The sequence below is a fragment of the Variovorax robiniae genome (assembly GCF_037889955.1).
Classification (GTDB): domain Bacteria; phylum Pseudomonadota; class Gammaproteobacteria; order Burkholderiales; family Burkholderiaceae_C; genus Variovorax; species Variovorax robiniae.
Genome location: NZ_JBBKZS010000006.1, coordinates 166,623 through 184,066, shown reverse-complemented (window position 1 = coordinate 184,066; position 17,444 = coordinate 166,623). Strand labels below are relative to the sequence as shown.

Annotated in this window: 18 protein-coding genes; 12 read left to right on the top strand and 6 right to left on the bottom strand. The window is 67.5% G+C overall.

Annotation, left to right across the window (positions count from 1 at the left end; genetic code table 11):
• Positions 1-15: 15 nt before the first annotated feature.
• Both WKW79_RS16150 and WKW79_RS16145 read right to left on the bottom strand, forming a co-directional pair.
• The gene (locus tag WKW79_RS16150; RefSeq protein ID WP_340336189.1) at positions 16-762 is read right to left on the bottom strand and encodes a response regulator transcription factor; all 747 of its coding nucleotides are present in this window, start codon (positions 760-762) and stop codon (positions 16-18) included.
• Between the two features lie 10 nt (positions 763-772).
• Complete coding sequence (locus tag WKW79_RS16145) at positions 773-2,743, bottom strand: hybrid sensor histidine kinase/response regulator (RefSeq protein ID WP_340336188.1); 1,971 nt, start codon at positions 2,741-2,743, stop codon at positions 773-775.
• 153 nt (positions 2,744-2,896) lie between these two features.
• Between WKW79_RS16145 and acs the strand changes: the two genes are divergently transcribed.
• The 9 genes from acs (at position 2,897) to WKW79_RS16100 (ending at position 8,970) form a co-directional block, all read left to right on the top strand.
• Positions 2,897-4,882, top strand: coding sequence for an acetate--CoA ligase (acs, locus tag WKW79_RS16140; protein ID WP_340336187.1), 1,986 nt, complete (start codon positions 2,897-2,899; stop codon positions 4,880-4,882).
• Between the two features lie 88 nt (positions 4,883-4,970).
• Positions 4,971-5,477 carry a hypothetical protein gene (locus WKW79_RS16135; protein WP_340336186.1) on the top strand — a complete coding sequence of 169 codons (507 nt, stop codon included), beginning with the start codon at positions 4,971-4,973 and terminating at the stop codon, positions 5,475-5,477.
• 78 nt (positions 5,478-5,555) lie between these two features.
• The gene (locus WKW79_RS16130; RefSeq protein ID WP_340336185.1) at positions 5,556-5,990 is read left to right on the top strand and encodes a GNAT family N-acetyltransferase; all 435 of its coding nucleotides are present in this window, start codon (positions 5,556-5,558) and stop codon (positions 5,988-5,990) included.
• Position 5,991: 1 nt separating this feature from the next.
• Positions 5,992-6,573 carry a GNAT family N-acetyltransferase gene (locus WKW79_RS16125; RefSeq protein WP_340336184.1) on the top strand — a complete coding sequence of 194 codons (582 nt, stop codon included), beginning with the start codon at positions 5,992-5,994 and terminating at the stop codon, positions 6,571-6,573.
• Positions 6,574-6,576: 3 nt separating this feature from the next.
• Positions 6,577-7,050, top strand: coding sequence for a GNAT family N-acetyltransferase (locus WKW79_RS16120; RefSeq protein WP_340336183.1), 474 nt, complete (start codon positions 6,577-6,579; stop codon positions 7,048-7,050).
• Positions 7,050-7,460, top strand: coding sequence for a PaaI family thioesterase (locus WKW79_RS16115; protein WP_340336182.1), 411 nt, complete (start codon positions 7,050-7,052; stop codon positions 7,458-7,460). The genes WKW79_RS16120 and WKW79_RS16115 overlap by 1 nt, the downstream gene beginning before the upstream one ends.
• A 45-nt stretch (positions 7,461-7,505) precedes the next feature.
• Positions 7,506-8,339, top strand: a complete 834-nt coding sequence (locus tag WKW79_RS16110) for an SRPBCC domain-containing protein (RefSeq protein WP_340336181.1) — start codon at positions 7,506-7,508, stop codon at positions 8,337-8,339.
• A complete protein-coding gene (locus WKW79_RS16105; RefSeq protein WP_340336180.1) occupies positions 8,336-8,668 on the top strand; it encodes a DUF1161 domain-containing protein in 333 nt (110 codons plus the stop codon). Before WKW79_RS16110 ends, WKW79_RS16105 begins: the two co-directional genes overlap by 4 nt.
• Positions 8,669-8,694: 26 nt before the next feature.
• Complete coding sequence (locus WKW79_RS16100; RefSeq protein ID WP_340336179.1) at positions 8,695-8,970, top strand: DUF2277 domain-containing protein; 276 nt, start codon at positions 8,695-8,697, stop codon at positions 8,968-8,970.
• Positions 8,971-8,989: 19 nt separating this feature from the next.
• Here WKW79_RS16100 and WKW79_RS16095 read toward each other — a convergent pair whose 3' ends face one another.
• The 3 genes from WKW79_RS16095 to WKW79_RS16085 form a co-directional block, all read right to left on the bottom strand.
• On the bottom strand, positions 8,990-9,307 hold the full coding sequence (locus WKW79_RS16095; RefSeq protein WP_340336178.1) for a DUF1330 domain-containing protein: 318 nt from the start codon (positions 9,305-9,307) through the stop codon (positions 8,990-8,992).
• A 48-nt stretch (positions 9,308-9,355) separates the two neighbouring features.
• On the bottom strand, positions 9,356-9,910 hold the full coding sequence (locus WKW79_RS16090; protein WP_340336177.1) for a hypothetical protein: 555 nt from the start codon (positions 9,908-9,910) through the stop codon (positions 9,356-9,358).
• A 150-nt stretch (positions 9,911-10,060) separates the two neighbouring features.
• Positions 10,061-10,252 (bottom strand): hypothetical protein, encoded by a 192-nt coding sequence (locus tag WKW79_RS16085; protein ID WP_340336176.1) that lies wholly within the window; start codon positions 10,250-10,252, stop codon positions 10,061-10,063.
• Between the two features lie 93 nt (positions 10,253-10,345).
• Here WKW79_RS16085 and pbpC point away from each other — a divergent pair, with 93 nt between their 5' ends.
• Together pbpC and WKW79_RS16075 are read left to right on the top strand one after the other, a co-directional pair.
• A complete protein-coding gene (gene pbpC / locus WKW79_RS16080) occupies positions 10,346-12,553 on the top strand; it encodes a penicillin-binding protein 1C (protein WP_340336175.1) in 2,208 nt (735 codons plus the stop codon).
• 113 nt (positions 12,554-12,666) lie between these two features.
• Entirely contained in the window at positions 12,667-14,139 is a 1,473-nt protein-coding gene (locus WKW79_RS16075) for an MFS transporter (RefSeq protein ID WP_340336174.1), read from the top strand.
• A gap of 17 nt (positions 14,140-14,156) precedes the next feature.
• On the opposite strand, the gene cynS is transcribed toward WKW79_RS16075, so the two are convergent.
• A complete protein-coding gene (gene cynS, locus WKW79_RS16070; RefSeq protein WP_340336173.1) occupies positions 14,157-14,600 on the bottom strand; it encodes a cyanase in 444 nt (147 codons plus the stop codon).
• 236 nt (positions 14,601-14,836) lie between these two features.
• On the opposite strand from cynS, the gene WKW79_RS16065 reads away from it, so the two are divergent.
• Positions 14,837-17,425 (top strand): PAS domain-containing protein, encoded by a 2,589-nt coding sequence (locus WKW79_RS16065; protein WP_340336172.1) that lies wholly within the window; start codon positions 14,837-14,839, stop codon positions 17,423-17,425.
• The last annotated feature ends 19 nt before the right edge of the window (positions 17,426-17,444 follow it).

Below are 17,444 nucleotides of genomic sequence, written 5' to 3'. Positions count from 1 at the left end.
TCCTCATGCACGGTATCAAGTCCAGGTCACTGCCGCCGCGAACATGTACCCCGCCCCATAGACCGTCTTGATGATCACCGGGTCATGCGGATCGACCTCGATCTTGCGGCGCAGGCGCGAGATGCGCACGTCGATGCTGCGGTCGGTGGGCAGCAGGTCGCGCGCACCCATCAGTTGCTCGCGCGTGAGGATCTGGTGCGGGCGTTCGACGAAGCAACGCAGCACCTGCGTCTCGGCGGTGCCCAGCAAATGCTCGCTGCCGTCCGGCGCGCGCAGGATGTTGGCGGCGCAATCGATGCGCCAGCCCAGGAAGCTGGCATAGCGGCGCTGCTGCGCGCCGGGCGCCCCGTTCGCAGCCATCCGCCGCCGCAGGATGCTGCGCACGCGCGCCACCAACTCGCGCGACTCGAAGGGCTTGGTCATGTAGTCGTCGCCGCCCAGCTCCAGGCCCATCACGCGATCGGCCGTGTGGCCGCGCCCGGTGAGGATCAGCACGCCCGCGCTGGTCTGCGTGGTGATGCGGCGCACCAGGTCGATGCCGTCCATGTCCGGCAGGCCGAGGTCGACGATGCAGAGGTCGGGCTTTTCCGCTTGCAGTCGGCGCAGCATGGCGGTGCCGGTCTGGAAGCCTTCGGCGTTGAAGCCGAATTCCACCAGCGCATTGAGTACGAGCTTGGTCACGGCCGGATCGTCCTCGACCACGAAGATCAGGGACCGGGGGGCGCTCTCGTCGCGCGGGGGGTGGGCTGCGTGTGTGCTCATGGGTAATCGCTCATGCGCGGCATGCCTCGATGGCATCGGCCAGTTGCGCGGGGGTGAAAGGTTTGACGAGCCACGGCACGCCGGCCACGGCGCGATCGCCGGCGGCATTGCCGCTCATCAGGACCACGGCCTGCGCCAGATGCAGCTGGCGCGCGGTGGCAGCGACTTCGCGCCCGTCGACGCCGCCCGGCATGGCCACGTCGGACAGCAGCAGCGCGATGTCGGAAGTCTGTTGCAGCAGGGCCAGCGCCTCGACGCCGCTGTCGGCCTCCAGCACGGCGTAGCCCATGTCAAGCAGGGTGCGCCGCACCACGCGGCGGACCTGCGCATCGTCATCCACCAGCAGTGCCAGGCCGCGCCGGCCCGCAGCCTCGGGCGCGGCTGCCGGCGCGGGCCGCGGATCGACGGCACGCTCGCTCGCCGGCAGCCAGAGCGAGATGGTGGTGCCGCGGCCCGGCTGGCTGCGCACGTCGATCGCGCCGCCCGACTGCTTGATGAAGCCGTAGACCATGGCCATGCCCAGGCCGGTGCCGCTGCCCGGCTGCTTGGTGGTGAAGAAGGGCTCGAACATGTGGGCCATGGTGCGGGCGTCCATGCCGCAACCGTTGTCCTGCACGTCGATGCGCACGCAGTTGCCCGGCGTGGTCTGGAGGGCGGCGGCGGCATTGGCATCCAGGTGCGCCGGCCGCGCCCGCAGCGTCAACTCGCCGCCCGAGGGCATGGCGTCGCGCGCATTCAGCACCATGTTGAGGATGGCCTGTTCCAGCTGGGCGGCATCGATCCAGATGCCCAGCGGCTGTGCCTCCACGTCCACGCCGAGATGGATGCGCTCGGGCAGCGAATGCCGGACCAGCCCTTCGACCGAACGCAACAGCGCCGCCGCATCCGCCGCCCCCGCCTGCAAGGGCTGGCGGCGCGCAAAACGCATCAGTCCCTTCACCAGGTCGGCGCCGCGCCGCGACGCATCGAGCGCGGGCTGGATGTACTCGGGCACGTTGGGGTCGCCGGGGCAAGCGTCCTTCAGCGCCGCGAGGTTGCCGATCACGACGGTGAGGATGTTGTTGAAGTCGTGCGCGAGCCCGCCGGTGAGATGGCCCAACGACTCCAGCTTCTGGGTGCGTGCCAGAAGCTCCTGCGCGCGCTTCTGCTCGGTGATGTCGAAGGTCAGCTCGAAGCAGCCCGCCACCGTGCCGTCGCTGGCGAATTCGGGGACCAGCGAGGTGCGCACGGACCGGCGCTCGCCGGTGTGGATGAACAGCTCGTACTCGAAGGTGACGGATTCGCCCGCCACCGCGCGCAGCACATGGGGCTTGACCAGTGCGTAGACCTCGTCGCCGAGGAAGGCCCGGGCGCTGACGGTCTCCGGCCGCGTGGTGTCGATGCGGAACCACTCGTGGTAGCCGCGGTTGAGATAGCCGTACACCCGGCGGCGGTCGAAGTACGCGACCAACGCCGGGATGGAGTCCATCACCAGGCGCATGCGCTGCTCGCTGCTGACCAGTTCGGCGGTGCGGGCTACCACGCGGCTCTCCAGTTCGGCGTTCTGCTGCCGGATCGTGCGCTCCGCGTTGCGTTGGGCGGTGACGTCGGAATACAGCGTGACGAAGCCGTGGCCGGGCAGCGGCTCGCCGTGGATGTGGAGCACACAGCCGTCTGGCCGCGTGCGCTCCAGGTCGTGCGCCCGGAAGGTGCGGGCCGCGGCCACGCGCTCGGCGACCAGCGCATCGGGGTCGCCGGGTCCGTATTCGCCACGCCGGGCGTTGTAGAGGATGAAGGTCTCGAAGGGCGTGCCGAGGCGCGCCATGCCCGGGGGGAAGTCCAGCAGCCGCTCGTAGGCGCGATTCCACGCGACCAGGCGAAGGTTGGCGTCGAAGATCGACAGGCCCTGGTCGAGCCGGTCGAGCCCGGCCTGCAAGGTCTGGTATCGGGCCAGCGGGGCGGCCTCCTCATCCGTGGCGGCGGCGAATTCGTTGTCTCTCAAGTTGTCTCCCAGCCGTGCGTCGGCGACGCGGGCGCCGAGTCCGATTTATAGCCCAGCGAAGGCTTGCAAACATTCGTCATATTTCGAGCCGACTGCTGCAACGTTGATCGCGGATGCTTCGGGCCATTGTTGAACGCTTCCAAGGAACACATCATGGACCTCGCAACGACCGCCGTCTCATCGCCCTCGGCTTACTCGCCCTCGAAGGACACCGTGCGCAACGCGCACATCTCCGGCCGCGCCGCCTACGACCGCCTGGTCGCCGAGGCCGAGGCCGACCACGAGGGCTACTGGGCCCGGCTGGCGCGCGAGTTCATCACCTGGAAGACCCCCTTCACCCAGGTGCTGGACGACAGCAACGCGCCCTTCTTCAAGTGGTTCGCGGACGGCACGCTGAACGCTTCCTATAACTGCCTGGACCGCAACATCGAACGCGGGCTCGGCCAGAAGACGGCGCTGATCTTCGAGGCCGACGACGGCGCCGTGACGCAGGTGACCTACGCGGAATTGCTCGAACGCACCTGCCGCACCGCCAACGCGCTGCGCTCGCTCGGCGTGCAGAAGGGCGACCGCGTCGTCATCTACATGTCGATGTCGGTCGACGGCGTGGTGGCGATGCAGGCCTGCGCCCGCATCGGCGCGATCCATTCGGTGGTCTTCGGCGGCTTCTCCTCGCAGGCGCTGCGCGACCGCATCGCCGACACCGGCGCGGTGGCGGTGCTCACCGCCGACCAGCAGGTGCGCGGCGGCAAGCACCTGCCGCTCAAGGCCGTGGTCGATGATGCGCTGGCGCTGGGCGGCTGCGACAGCGTGCGGCACGTGCTGGTTACCAAGCGCACCGGCGCCGAGGTGCCGTTCAACGCGCCGCGCGACCTGTGGATGGCGGACCTGCTGGCCGTGCAGCCGACCACCTGCGAGCCCGAATGGGTCAGCGCGGAGCATCCGCTGTTCCTGCTCTACACCTCCGGCTCCACCGGCAAGCCCAAGGGCGTGCAGCACTCGACCGGTGGCTACCTGCTGCATGCGGCGCTGACCTGCAAGTGGACCTTCGACCTCAAGCCCGAGGACGTGTTCTGGTGCACCGCCGACATCGGCTGGGTCACGGGCCACACCTATATCGCCTACGGCCCGCTGGCGCTCGGCGCGACCGAGGTGGTGTTCGAGGGCGTGCCCACCTATCCGGACGCCGGCCGCTTCTGGAAGATGATCCAGGACCACCTGGTCACCGTGTTCTACACCGCGCCGACCGCCATCCGCTCGCTCATCAAGGCCGCGGAAAGCACGCCGACGGCGCATCCGCGCAACTACGACCTCTCCAGCCTGCGCATCCTCGGCTCGGTCGGCGAGCCCATCAATCCCGCCGCCTGGGAGTGGTACCACCAGCACATCGGCGGCGGCCGCTGCCCCATCGTCGACACCTTCTGGCAGACCGAGACCGGCGGCCACATGATCACGCCGCTGCCCGGCGCGCATGACTTGGTGCCCGGCTCCTGCAGCCTGCCCTTCCCCGGCATCGCCGCCGACGTGGTCGACGAAGCCGGCAACCCGGTCCCCTGGGGCCAGGGCGGCATCCTGGTCGTGAAGAAGCCCTGGCCCGCGATGATCCGCAACGTCTGGGGCGACCCGGAACGCTACAAGTCCAGCTACTACCCGCAGGACTTCCAGGGCCGCTACTACCTCGCCGGCGACGGCGCGATCCGCGACGCCGTGACCGGCAACTTCACGATCACCGGCCGCATCGACGACGTGCTGAACGTCAGCGGCCACCGCATGGGCACGATGGAGATCGAATCGGCGCTGGTGTCGTGCACCACGCTGGTGGCGGAAGCCGCCGTGGTGGGCCGGCCCGACGACACCACCGGCGAGGCGATCTGCGCCTTCGTGGTGCTGAAGGGCGCGCTGCCCGCCGGCAAGGAGGCCGCCGCCGTTGCGGGCGAACTGCGCAGCTGGATCGCCCGCGAGATCGGCCCGATCGCCAAGCCGAAGGACATCCGCTTCGCCGAGAACCTGCCGAAGACGCGCAGCGGCAAGATCATGCGGCGCCTGCTGCGCTCGGTGGCCAAGGGGGAGACGTCGACGCAGGATACGTCGACGCTGGAGAACCCGGCGATCCTGGAGCAGCTCGGGCAAGCGTACTGAGAGGTTCATCCATCGCAGAAGTGATTTCAATTTGCCGCGCGCGGCGCATGCTCGGGCCAACTGAACTCCCATTGCAAAGGAGAACACCATGGCCACCGGCAATCCCGCAAACGGCAAAGTCACCTTCGGCAAGAAGCTCGCGTTTTCGAGCAAGCGAAGCGCCAGCTTCGAGCTGACGGACGACAAGAAATCATTCCTCATCCGCTTCGACCCGGCGATGGCCGCCGCGGTCGGCGCGGTGGTGTTCGAAGGCGTGCCGAAGTCGCGCGCGCCGGTGAGCACCAATGTGTATTCGGCGGTCATCCCGGCGAGCGGCGGGCGCGTCAAGACCTCGATCGTGGCGAACGGCTTCGGCAGCACGGAAGCAGGCGCCAGCACGGCCATCATCCTGTCGGCCAACGGACAGCAAAGCGTCACCAACTTTGCACCGGGCAAGGACGACGCGGCCTTCACCGCTTCCATGACGCTGGAAGACGATGCGCTCACCGACATCCGGCTCACCATCGCGCTGATCGCCCGCCGCGACGCCGCGCACCCGGGTGCGGCCGCCATCATCGCGGTCAACGACCTCAGCGTGGACCTGGCCTTGCCGTAACACCTTGTCGCCTCGCAGCGCCGCGAGGGCCGGGTTGCTATAAACGCAACTGGCTCACGCTTTCAATCGAGGCAATTCGTGGCACTGCAATGGTCGCATTCGATCGAGGACATCGACTGGGATGAACTCTCGGCGCTCTACCGCGCCGCACCGCTCGGCGACAAACGTCCCGACTGGCTGAAGGGCGTCTTCACGCACAGCATGTTCCGCTGCTTCGTGCGTGACGACGGTCGCCTGGTCGGCGCGGGCCGGGCGCTCGCGGATGGCGCTGACTGCTCGTACATCTGCGACGTCGCGCTGCTGCCGAGCCATCAGGGCCAAGGCCTCGGGCGGCAGATCCTGTCGACGCTGGTGGAGCTTTCGAGGGGGCACCGCAAGATCATCCTTTACGCGGTGCCGGGCAAGGAGCCGTTCTATCGATCGTTGGGCTTCCGTCGCATGACGACGGCCATGGCGATCTTCGAGGACCAAGGGCTCGCCTCGCGGCGCGGGTACCTGGAAGAAGACAGCTGACATGCATCCGCTGGTCGGCCCGCGCGTCCGCTTGCGGCCCTTGCAGGCATCGGATGCCGGCGCGCTGGTCCGCGCCGCATCCGACGGCGAACTCTGGAAGCTGCCCTTCACCGTCGTGCCCTCAGCGGCCACCGTCGACGCATGGATCGCCACCGCGCTCGCGGGCCGCGACGCCGGCACCGTGCTGCCCTTCGCCATCGAGCTCGTCTCGACCGGCGAGGTCGTCGGCTCCACCCGTTTCTGGAAGGTGGACCGCGCGAACCGAAAACTGGAGATCGGCAGCACCTGGCTGGCTGCGTCATGGCAGAAGAGCTTCGTCAACACCGAGGCCAAGTACCTCATGCTGCGATACGCTTTCGAGGAACTGCACTGCGTACGCGTGCAACTGACGACCGACGAGACCAACCAGCGATCGCGCGCCGCCATCCTCCGCCTCGGCGCCAAGCAGGAAGGCATCGTGCGCAACGAGCGGATCATGCCCAATGGACGCAAGCGCAACTCGGTGCGCTTCAGCATCATCGACGACGAATGGCCGGCCGTCCGGCTGAACCTGGAGACGCGTCTGCAAGCCCACGCCACCTGAACCATGCACATCCGAACCGACGACCTCCGCGGCCCCGAGATCCACGCCCTGCTCGACGAACACCTGCGCAACATGCGGGCGATCTCGCCGCCGGAAAGCGTTCACGCGCTGGACCTCGATGCGCTGCGCCGGCCCGACATCACCTTCTGGACCGCCTGGGACGGCGACGAACTGCTGGGCTGCGGCGCCCTCAAGGAACTCAGCCCGACCCACGGCGAGATCAAGTCCATGCGCACCCCCGAAGCCCGCCGACGCAAGGGCGCCGGCCGCGCCATCCTCGCGCACATCATCGAGGAAGCACGCCGGCGCGCCTACGTTCGCCTGAGCCTGGAGACCGGGCCCATCGCGACCTTCCAGCCCGCGCACAAGCTGTACGCCAGCTTCGGCTTTGCCTACTGCCCGCCCTTCGGCGACTATGTCGAAGACCCGCACAGCGCCTTCATGACCCGACTGCTCACAACGACCCAGGAGACTTGATGCTCGACCTCGCCACGCTACAGAAATTCCTCGACCCGGTCTTCCCGGGCCTCATGGGCGTCAAGCTCGTGGAGGTCGCGCCCGAGCGCGTGCTCGCGACGATGGAAGTCCGGCCCGACCTCTGCACCACCGGCGGCATCCTGCATGGCGGCGCGTACATGGCCTTCGCCGACACGCTGGGCGCCGTCGGCACGGTGCTGAACCTTGCGCAGGGCAAAAAGACGACGACCACCGATTCCAGCACCAAGTTCATCGCCGGGGCACGCGTCGGCACGGTGGTCACCGGGGAGAGCCTGGCGCTGCACCGGGGGCGCACGACGATGGTGTGGCAGACCACGATCAAGAACGCCGATGGCAAGCTGTGCGCGGTGATCACGCAGACGCAATTGGTGCTCGACGGCGGGGGTTGAACCACCCACGTCTTGCGGCGAACCGAGGAAGCCAAGGAGACCCCAATGCCCATCGAACTCGACCACACCATCGTCCCCACGCGCCACAAGCTCGAATCGGCGAAGCAACTGGCCGACCTGCTCGGCGTGCCGTGGGCGGAAACTTCCCTCGGCCCGTTCTCCCCGGTCTTCGTCAACGACGGCCTGACGCTCGACTTCATCGACACCGATGAAGACTTCCCCGTCTACCACTTCTGCTTCCGCGTGAGCGAGCAGCAGTTCGACGCCATCCTCGGGCGCATCCAGGCCGCCGACATCCCGTTCCGCAACACCGTGACCGGCCCGATGAACAACCAGATCAACACCGAGTACGGCGGCCGGATGATCTACTGGAACGTGCCCGACGGCCACCAGTGGGAGATGCTGACGGCAAGCTATGCACGCCCCGCTCCCAACTACTTCCTGCACACGCGCCTGATCGACGCGCCGCGCGAGTTGGTGTTCAGTGCCATCAGCCATCCCGAGCATCTCTCGCGCTGGTGGGGGCCCCGAGGCTTCTCCAGCACCTTCCGCGGTTTCGATTTTCGCAAGGGCGGCGCGTGGCGCTTCACGCTGCATGGCCCGGACGGCACCGACTACCCGAACGAGAACACCTTCGCCGACATCGTGCCTCAGCAGCGCGTGGTGATCGAGCACATCGCCTCGCCGCATCACTTCATCCTGACCATCGACCTGGCCGACCAGGGCCAGCGCACGCTGGTCACCTGGCGCCAGGTCTTCGACACGCCGGAGGAGCGCGAACGCATCGCCCACGTGGTGCCCGAGGCGAACGAGCAGAATCTGGATCGTCTCGCCGCCGTGGTGCGCGACATCCAGACCACTCCACAGGGAAAGCCATGACCAGGCTGATTGCATTTCTTGTAGCCCTCCTCGCCGCATCGGCGTCGAGCCACGCACTCTCGTGCGACGAACTCAAGGCCGAGATCGACCAGAAGATCAAGGCGGGCGGCATCGTCAGCTTCACCTTGACCATTGCCGATGCCGCGTCGACCGAACCCGGCCGGGTGGTGGGCACCTGCGGCAACGGCAAGAGCAAGATCCTCTACGTGCCGGCCGCCGGTTCGGGCGGCAGCGCTTCGCCCCCTTCATCGACCGTCAAGCGGCCTGCTGTCCTCACCGAATGCAAGGCGGGCTTCACCGGCCCGGATTGCTCGATGCGGGTCCAGTAGACGCCCAATGCATCGGGAGCACGCCCATGTGCAGGAACATCAAGACCCTCTTCAACTTCGAGCCGCCGGCCACCGAGCAGGAGATCCGCGACGCGTCGCTGCAGTTCGTGCGCAAGCTCAGCGGCTTCACCGTGCCCTCCAAGAGCAACACCGAAGCCTTCGATCGCGCGGTGGAAGAAGTTGCGTCCACGGCGCGGACGCTGATCCAGTCGCTGGTGACCACGGCCGAGCCACGCGACCGGGAAATCGAGGCGCAGCGGGCCAAGGCCCGTTCAGCCGCGAGGTTCGGCCAACGGGCTTGAATCTCGCCCCGCGCGAGTCTCAAGTCTTCGCGTCCGCCGGCTGCGGCCCCTCGTAGCCTTCGATGATCACCAGGTCGCTGGTCGCCACCGAGGTGCGCAGCTTGATCGCCGCCTGGTACTCCGGCGACTTCCAGCAGTCGAGCGCGGCCTGGTGCGACGGGAACTCGATCACGACGTTGCGCGAACGGCTGGTGCCTTCAGGGTTCTCGAACGCGCCCGCCCGCACCAAGAAGTGCGCGCCGTACTTGCGGAACGGCTCCGCGTTGGCGGCGACGTAGGCCTTGTATTGCTCCGGGTCGGAGACGTCGACGCGCGCGATCCAGTAACCCTTGGGCATGAGGTGCTCCGATCCATGAGGTGCGTTGGGGAGAGCCCGACGATAGGTTCAGCGCTCCGGCGTGGCAAGTCCGGACGTCGGCAGTGCCGGCGACTCGCGACGCGAGGCGAGGTCTTCGGTCAGCTCGGTGCGCAACGCACTGCAGGCCTTGCGCAAGGTTTCATAGTGAGCCTTGCCGACCGCACCAGTGCGCCCTTCGGCCAGCACCGCATGGATGCGCTCCTGCGCGTTGCCGTAGACCTTGCGCGCCGACTCCGACAGGTAGATGCCGCCGGTCTGGAAGTACCAGTCGCGCAGGTCTTCGGAAAGCTTGCGCAGGTCGCTGTATTGCAGTTCGTCATTGCGCGGCCACTGCGGCAGCTTGCCGGTGAGCGACCACAGCAGGATGTAGGCGGCCCTGCGCTGGGTGCGCAACTCGGTGTCGACCGTTGTAGCCAGCGTCAGGGCGGCGCGGTGGTTCTCCTCCGCCAGCTTCAGCGTGTGCTCGAAGCGCCGAAGCGCCGCGTCGGCGCTCTTCTCGGCGACCAGCTTGGCGAACAGCGTGAGACCCGCCGCGACACCGGCGACGCCACCCAGGGCCAGGAAGATTTCGTTCCACGACATCGCGGCTCCTTCCGAAGCGGTTTCCCGTTCCGCGGGATGCTACGAGGGTTGTCGTATGGGCGGAAGGAATTCGGACAGCCGAACGCGGATGTCGCAAAAAAGTACAGCCAAGACAGTTCTTGGCTGTGTTCATTTGCGCGGCTGCGGCGTTCAACGATAAGCCGGGTTTTCGGGCGCGCGGTCGTAGCGGTTCGGTATGCCGTCGCGGTCGCGGTCACCCCGGCCGCGTGAATGCGGTGGCGGCGGTTCGGCGCGCGAGTAGCCGGCGTCGTAGGGCACGGCGACGCAACCCGACAAGGCGGTGACGGCCGCGGCGGCCAGCAGAAGGACTGTTTTCTTCATGATGTTTCCTTTTCCTTTTCAGCCTTCACAATGGCCGGCGTGCCGGTGGCTCACAACGCCGCTTCCGCCCGTGTCCGAGTAGGCCCACGCCCCATGCGCCCCGTCCTTCTTCGCCGTTCATTGCCCTGCCTCGCGTTTGCCGTCCTGTGGGTGGCGGCGATGCCGCGCGCGCAGGCGGTACCGGCCTTCGACGAAGTGCGACGCGATTTCCATCCCTCCGACGTGCGCGTGCTCGACCGCGACGGCGAACTGCTGCAGCGCGTGCGCACCGACGCCGCCGTGCGGCGCGGGCAATGGATCGCGCTGGCCGACGTATCCCCGGCCTTGCGCAGCGCGATGCTGCTGTCGGAGGACAAGCGCTTCTACGAGCACAGCGGCGTGGATTGGCGCGCGGTCTCGGCGTCTGCGTGGGGCAACCTGTGGAACACGCGCACGCGCGGCGCCTCGACCATCACCATGCAACTGGCCGGCCTGCTGGACGAGGACTTGCGCCAGGGTGCCGGTGGTCGCAGCCTGTCGCAGAAGCTCGGTCAGACCGTCGATGCGCAGCGCCTGGAGCGCAGTTGGCGCAAGGACCAGATCCTCGAGGCTTACCTCAACACCGTGCCGTTTCGCGGGGAGGTGGTCGGTATCGATGCCTTGTCGCGCACGCTGTTCGGCAAGGCGCCGAGCGGGCTCGACATGCGCGAGGCCGCGCTTGCCGCTGCGCTTGTTCGCGCGCCCAACGCCAGGCCCGCGCAGGTGGCACAGCGTGCCTGCGAGGTGTTGCGGACGATGGAGGCGACTCAAGCCTCGAAGGCCGACTGTGACGCGATGGACATGTTCGCCAGCGCGGCCTTGCAGCGGCGCGTGTTCGATCCGAGCGAAGGCATCGCACCGCATCTCGGGCGCCGCGTGGCGAAGAGCGCGAACGGCGCGGAAAGCGTCCGCACCACCTTGCGCGCGCCGCTGCAACGCTTCGCGCTCGGGAGCCTGCAACGCCACCTGCGCGAGTTGCGCGGGCGCGAGGTCCAGGACGGCGCGCTGGTCGTGCTCGACAACGCCACCGGCGAGGTGCTGGCATGGGTCGGCTCGTCGGGCCCGCTGAGCCAGGCCGCCGAGGTCGATGGCGTGCTGGCGCAGCGTCAACCCGGTTCCACGCTGAAACCGTTCCTCTATGCAGAGGCAATCGCCGAGCGCAGGCTCACCGCCGCATCGCTGCTGGACGACTCCTCCGCGCAGATCAGCACGGCCAGCGGGCTCTACATCCCGCAGAACTACGACCGGCAGTTCAAGGGCCATGTGTCGGTGCGCACGGCGCTGGCCTCCTCCATCAACGTGCCGGCCGTGCGCACGCTGGTGATGGTGTCGCCCGAGGCCTTCGCGCGGCAGTTGCGGGCAGCAGGCGTATCGCTGCGCGAGAGTGGGGACTACTACGGCTACAGCCTCGCGCTCGGCAGCGCGGAGGTGACTTTGCTGTCGTTGACCAACGGGTACCGGACGCTGGCCAATGGCGGCCGCTTCAGTCCGACGCGGGACGTGGTGCAGGCTCAACCAGGAACCGGCCCGGCGGTTCAGGTCATCGACGCAGGCGCGGCCTTCATCGTCGGCGACATCCTCAGCGACCCCAACGCGCGTGCACTTACGTTTGGCCTCGATAGCGTGCTGGGTACCCGCTTCTGGACCGCCGTCAAGACCGGCACCAGCAAGGACATGCGCGACAACTGGGCCATCGGCTGGTCTCAGCGCTACACCGTCGGCGTGTGGGTCGGCAATGCCAGCGGCGCGCCGATGCGCGACGTGAGCGGCACCAGCGGCGCGGCGCCGGTGTGGGCCGAGGTGATGGGCTTCCTGCACCGGCGCGAACCCAGCCGCGCGCCCTCGCCGCCGCCCGGGCTGGTGCAGGCGCGGGTCACTTTCGGCGCAGGTGCCGACAACGGGCCGCTCGAAGCGGCGCGCAGCGAGTGGTTCCTGCCAGGCACCGAGCAATCGCTGTTCGCCGTCGAGCCGGCGATGGGCGGCGGCGTGGCGGCCCGCATCACCGCACCCGCCGACGGCACCATCCTCGCGCTCGACCCCGATATCCCGCCCGAGCGCCAGCGCGTGCGCTTCGAGGCCACCGGCCGCGCCGTGCGTTGGCGCATGGACGGCAAGCCCTTCGCGCGGGAGAACAGCGTGCAATGGCTGCCCTGGCCCGGCCGCCATGTCGTGCAACTGACCGATGCGCAGGGCACGGTGCTGGACGAGATCCGGCTGGAGGTTCGCGGCGCCGGCGTCAGGGCCGGAAACGCCGTCAACCCGGGCATGGCACGAAGGCAGTAGCCCCACCCCTGCGCGGGTGGCGCCGTTCGCCGATCATCCGGCGTCCCGCATCGGGAAGTTCGCAGATCGAGACACACAGAAATTGCAGCGCGGTTGTTTCCGCGCGCCGCTCCATGAACAAGAACACCCACCGTCCGCTGGTCATCGCCGCGGTCATGGCCTCGATGGCCATGGTCGCGATCGAGGCCACCGTCGTCTCCACCGTGATGCCCCGCATCGCCTCCGACCTCGGCGGCCTGAGCCTCTACAGCTGGGTGTTTGCATCCTTCCTGCTCGCGCAGACGGCGATGACCGTGGTGTTCGGCAAGCTGTCCGACCTGTATGGACGCAAGCCGGTGATGCTCGTGGGCATCACGATCTTCCTTGCGGGCTCGCTGCTCGCCGGCTTTGCCTGGTCGATGCCCGCCATGATCGCCTTCCGGCTGCTCCAGGGCATAGGCGCCGGCGCGGTGCAGCCGATGGCGCTGACCATCGTCGGCGACCTGTACCCGGCGCGCGAGCGCGGCAAGGTGCAGGGCTACCTGGCCAGCGTGTGGGCCGCGTCGTCGGTGCTGGGGCCGCTGGTGGGCGGGCTGATCGTGGGCAACGTGGACTGGGGCTGGATCTTCTGGATGAACGTGCCCGTCGGCATCGCGGCCGCGGCGGGCTTCTGGTTCTTCCTGCACGAGGCGCCCGCGGTCCGACGGACATCGATCGACATCGCCGGCGCAATCCTTTTCACGGTGGGTATCGCGGCGCTGATGATCGGCCTCACCGAATTCGGGCTGGGCCACGCGGGCGTGGGCTGGGCCTGGTCTGGCGTGTTCGCCGTCGTGGCGCTGCTGTTCATCGCGCAGGAGCGGCGCGCGGCCGACCCGATGGTGTCGCTGCGGCTCTGGGGCACGCGCATCATGGCCACACTCAACGGTTCTGCGCTGCTCGGCGGCATGGCGCTGATGGGCGCGACCAGCTTCGTGCCGATGTATGTGCTGGTGGTGCTGGGCCAGACGCCCGTGGTCGCGGGGCTGATGCTCACGATGGTGACGCTGGGCTGGCCGATCGGCGCGACGCTGGCTTCGCGCACCTTCCTGCGCTTCGGACTGTGGCGCTTGATGATCGTGGGCGGAACGCTGTTGCCGCTGGGCACTGCCGTGTTCGCGCTGCTGGGCCCGGGCCATCCGCCGATGGTGGCCGGCGTGGGCTCGTTCCTGCTGGGCCTGGGCATGGGGCTGCTGAGCCTCTCGTCGCTGATCATCATCCAGGAATCCGTCGACGTGGCGCAGCGCGGCATCGCCACGGCATCGAACGTGTTCTCGCGCAACCTCGGTAGCGCGCTGGGCGCCGCGTTCTTTGGCGCGGTGTTCAACTTCGGGCTGGCGCGGCTGCATGGCGGCCAGGCGATCCCGGAGGATCAGCTTCGCCATCTGCTGCGCGATTCGACGGTGCAGGCCGCGGCCGATGCGGGGACGCGGCTGGCACTCGGCGGCGCACTGCATCTGACCTTCATCGCCCTGCTGCTGACCAGCGTGGGAACGATCGTGCTGTCGCTGATGCTGCCCAAGGGCGGCGTCATCGGGAGCATGCGCGAAATGCCCAAGGCATCCTGAGCCGCGCGTGAGCAGGCTCAGTACGTCTTGTAAGGCAGGAACTTCCCCGACAGCACCACGTTGACGCGGTCGCCCTTCGGATCCGGCGTACGCGTGATGTCCATGCTGAAGTCGATCGCGCTCATGATGCCGTCGCCGAATTCCTCGTGGATCAGTTCCTTGATCGTGGTGCCGTAGACGCTGACGATCTCGTACCAGCGGTAGATCAGCGGGTCGGTCGGCACGGCGGTGGGCAGCGAGCCCTTGTACGGCACGACCTGCAGCCACTTCTGCTCCTCGGCGCTGAGGCCGAAGATCTTGCCGACGACCTTGGCCTGCGCGGCATCGAGCGTCATCTGGCCGAGGCAGGCGGCCGTCACCCATTCCTTCGACAGGCCGACCTTCTTCGCGACATCGGCCCACTGGATGCCTTTGGCGACCTTGGCGGTGATGATCTTTTCGGTGACGTCGTTGCGGTTCATGGCTTGGCTCCTTTGGGATTGAACTCGCTTCGAGTGCAAGCAACTGGCGTGCCGTCCCGGCCGCTTCCTCCGGAGAGTACGCCCGGCAGGCCATGCCCTCCGATCGCCTTCACCGCGGCGGTCGCTGCGCGGCACGCCACTGGCAACTATTGCACCCCACCACATTTCGCAATCTCAACCGCAATCGCCGGGACGCGGTATCCTGCGCGCGAACGCATTCGAAGGAATCCAACAACTTGCCGGCATTCCAAGCAACTGGCTCAGATGACCCGCGCATCCAGGGTTCCGATGACGGAACGGACCCGTTCGTTGCCGCCGTGCGTGCCACGCGGATGCCAATGGTCATTACCGACCCTCGCCAGCCGGACAACCCCATCGTCTTCGTCAACGATGCGTTCTGCCGCCTGTCCGGTTACGAGCGCGCCGAGATCCTGGGCCGCAACTGTCGCTTCCTCCAGGGACCCGGGACCGACCGCGAGGCGGTGAGGCAGATCCGCGAGGCAATAGAGGCTCGAAGGTCGGTCCAGCTCGATCTTCTCAACTTCAGAAAGAACGGCGAAGCGTTCTGGAACCGGCTTCTGCTGGGCCCGGTGACCGGGCCGGATGGCGAGGTTGCCTATTTCTTCGCGAGCCAGGTCGACGTGACGCTGGAGCGCGAGCGCGTGCAAGGCCTGGAGAGTTCCAACGCCGCCCTGACCGCGGAGCTGGCAGACCGGGTGCGCGCTGTTCGCAATGGAGAAGCGCGCCTGCTGGCTGCGACTTCGGCGGGGGAGCTGGGCATTTGGGACCTCGACCTCTCGACTCGGGAGCTCTCCGCGTCGGAACACTGCAAGCTCAACTTCGGCCGGGATGCGGCGGCGCCCTTTACATACAGCGAGTTGCTCGAGGCGGTTCATCCGGACGATCGGGCACGGATGCGGGCTGCGGTCGCGGAGACCGTGGCCTCCGGCAAGGACTACCGCATAGAGTACCGCGTCGTCCGCCCCGATGGCCGGCTCGGCTGGGTGCGCATCCACGCCCGGCTTGAACGATCCATCGACGGGCAGCCCTTGCGAATGGCCGGTGTCTCTCAAGACATCTCGCAAGAGATGATCGCCCGGCGTCGTGCCGAACTGCTGGAGTCGCTGGACCGGTATGCGTACGCGGTGATCGACGACCCGGCCGAAATTGCCTTTCGCGCGGCCGAGGCGCTGGGTCGTACCCTGGACGTGAGCCGCGCCGGCTATGGAACGATCAACAAGCAGCAAGAGACCATCACCATCGAACGCGACTGGAACGCGCCGGGAATCAAGACCCTGGCGGGCACGTTGCGTTTCAGGGACTACGGCAGCTACATCGAAGATCTCAAGCGCGGTGAGACGGTGATCTTTGCCGACGCCCGCGTCGATCCCCGCACCCGCGCCACGGCAGACGCGCTGATCGCCATCAGCGCACAGTCAGTGGTCAACATGCCAGTCAGCGAAGATGGCGACCTGGTCGCCCTTCTGTATCTCAATCATGCAACTGCACGCCCCTGGACACCCGATGAGCTGTCACTCGTGCGCGAAGTCGCTCACCGGACCCGGCAGGCCGTGGAGCGCCGCCGCGCGGAGCAGAAGCTGCGCGAACTGGCGGCGTCCCTCGAAAGCCAAGTCAAGGAGCGCACCACCGACTTGATGAAGATCGAAGCGGCATTGCGCCAGTCGCAGAAGATGGAGGCGGTCGGGCAACTGACAGGCGGTCTGGCGCATGATTTCAACAACCTGCTGGGCGCCATCTCGGGCAGCCTTGAAATGCTGAAGCGTCGGCTGCAGGACGACCCGGCTGTCGCGCGCTACGTCGATATCGGCCAGACTGCCACCAGGCGCGCGGCCGGACTCACGCACCGTCTCCTGGCGTTCTCGAGGCAGCAGACGCTGGAGCCACGAATCATCTGCGTCAACGGGCTGATTGCAGATTTCGAGGACCTGGTCAGGCGAACGATTGGTCCGCAAGTGGTTCTGGAAGTGCTGCCCGGCACGGAGGTGTGGACCGTGAGTGCGGATCCGGGACAGCTCGAGAACGCGATACTCAATCTGTGCATCAATGCCCGGGACGCGATGCCCGAAGGCGGCCGGCTTGTCATCGAGACTGCCAATCGTTCGCTCGACGAGCACACGGCCAGCGCGCAGGAGATGCTGCCGGGCCAGTATGTCTCGGTGTGCGTGAGCGACAACGGTTGCGGCATGCCGGCAGATGTGATCGCGCGGGCGTTCGACCCTTTCTTCACGACCAAGCCCATCGGCCTGGGTACCGGACTTGGCTTGTCGATGGTCTATGGCTTCGCCCGCCAGTCCGGGGGGCACGCGCGGATCTGCTCTGAAGTCGGCCGCGGGACGACGGTGTGCGTGTACCTGCCTCGCCATGACGGCGAGATGGAGCCGGGGGCGCGCGCGGCCAGGCCTCTCGAGAGTTTCAACGTGAGCGGGACTGGCGAGACCGTCCTGGTCGTCGACGATGAATCCTCGATGCGCATGCTGATGGCCGAGGCGCTGCGGGAACTGGGCTACACAGTCCTGGAAGCAGCGAACGGACCTCGCGCCATCGAGATCGTGCAGGCGAATCGCTCCATCGTGCTGTTGGTGACCGATGTGGGTCTGCCCGGCGGCATGAATGGCAGGCACGTGGCAGATGCAGCGCGTGCCATGATTCCAAAGCTGCAGGTCTTGTTTGTGACGGGTTATGCCGAAACCGCGGCGCTCAGTCATGGGCACCTGCCGACCGGCATGCAAGTCTTGACCAAACCCTTTGACTTGACGGCGTTCGGTCAACGGGTGCAAGCACTGGTGGGTTCCACGAAACACTGATCCTCGGAGCCCGCAGCGC

Bases quoted from the DNA above. Each gene is read 5' to 3' on its own strand.
- WKW79_RS16150 (WP_340336189.1), bottom strand. From the start codon at position 762: ATGAGCACACACGCAGCCCACCCCCCGCGCGACGAGAGCGCCCCCCGG.
- acs (WP_340336187.1), top strand. From the start codon at position 2,897: ATGGACCTCGCAACGACCGCCGTCTCATCGCCCTCGGCTTACTCGCCC.
- WKW79_RS16135 (WP_340336186.1), top strand. From the start codon at position 4,971: ATGGCCACCGGCAATCCCGCAAACGGCAAAGTCACCTTCGGCAAGAAG.
- WKW79_RS16125 (WP_340336184.1), top strand. From the start codon at position 5,992: ATGCATCCGCTGGTCGGCCCGCGCGTCCGCTTGCGGCCCTTGCAGGCA.
- WKW79_RS16120 (WP_340336183.1), top strand. From the start codon at position 6,577: ATGCACATCCGAACCGACGACCTCCGCGGCCCCGAGATCCACGCCCTG.
- WKW79_RS16115 (WP_340336182.1), top strand. From the start codon at position 7,050: ATGCTCGACCTCGCCACGCTACAGAAATTCCTCGACCCGGTCTTCCCG.
- WKW79_RS16110 (WP_340336181.1), top strand. From the start codon at position 7,506: ATGCCCATCGAACTCGACCACACCATCGTCCCCACGCGCCACAAGCTC.
- WKW79_RS16105 (WP_340336180.1), top strand. From the start codon at position 8,336: ATGACCAGGCTGATTGCATTTCTTGTAGCCCTCCTCGCCGCATCGGCG.
- WKW79_RS16100 (WP_340336179.1), top strand. From the start codon at position 8,695: ATGTGCAGGAACATCAAGACCCTCTTCAACTTCGAGCCGCCGGCCACC.
- WKW79_RS16095 (WP_340336178.1), bottom strand. From the start codon at position 9,307: ATGCCCAAGGGTTACTGGATCGCGCGCGTCGACGTCTCCGACCCGGAG.
- WKW79_RS16090 (WP_340336177.1), bottom strand. From the start codon at position 9,910: ATGTCGTGGAACGAAATCTTCCTGGCCCTGGGTGGCGTCGCCGGTGTC.
- WKW79_RS16085 (WP_340336176.1), bottom strand. From the start codon at position 10,252: ATGAAGAAAACAGTCCTTCTGCTGGCCGCCGCGGCCGTCACCGCCTTG.
- pbpC (WP_340336175.1), top strand. From the start codon at position 10,346: ATGCGCCCCGTCCTTCTTCGCCGTTCATTGCCCTGCCTCGCGTTTGCC.
- WKW79_RS16075 (WP_340336174.1), top strand. From the start codon at position 12,667: ATGAACAAGAACACCCACCGTCCGCTGGTCATCGCCGCGGTCATGGCC.
- cynS (WP_340336173.1), bottom strand. From the start codon at position 14,600: ATGAACCGCAACGACGTCACCGAAAAGATCATCACCGCCAAGGTCGCC.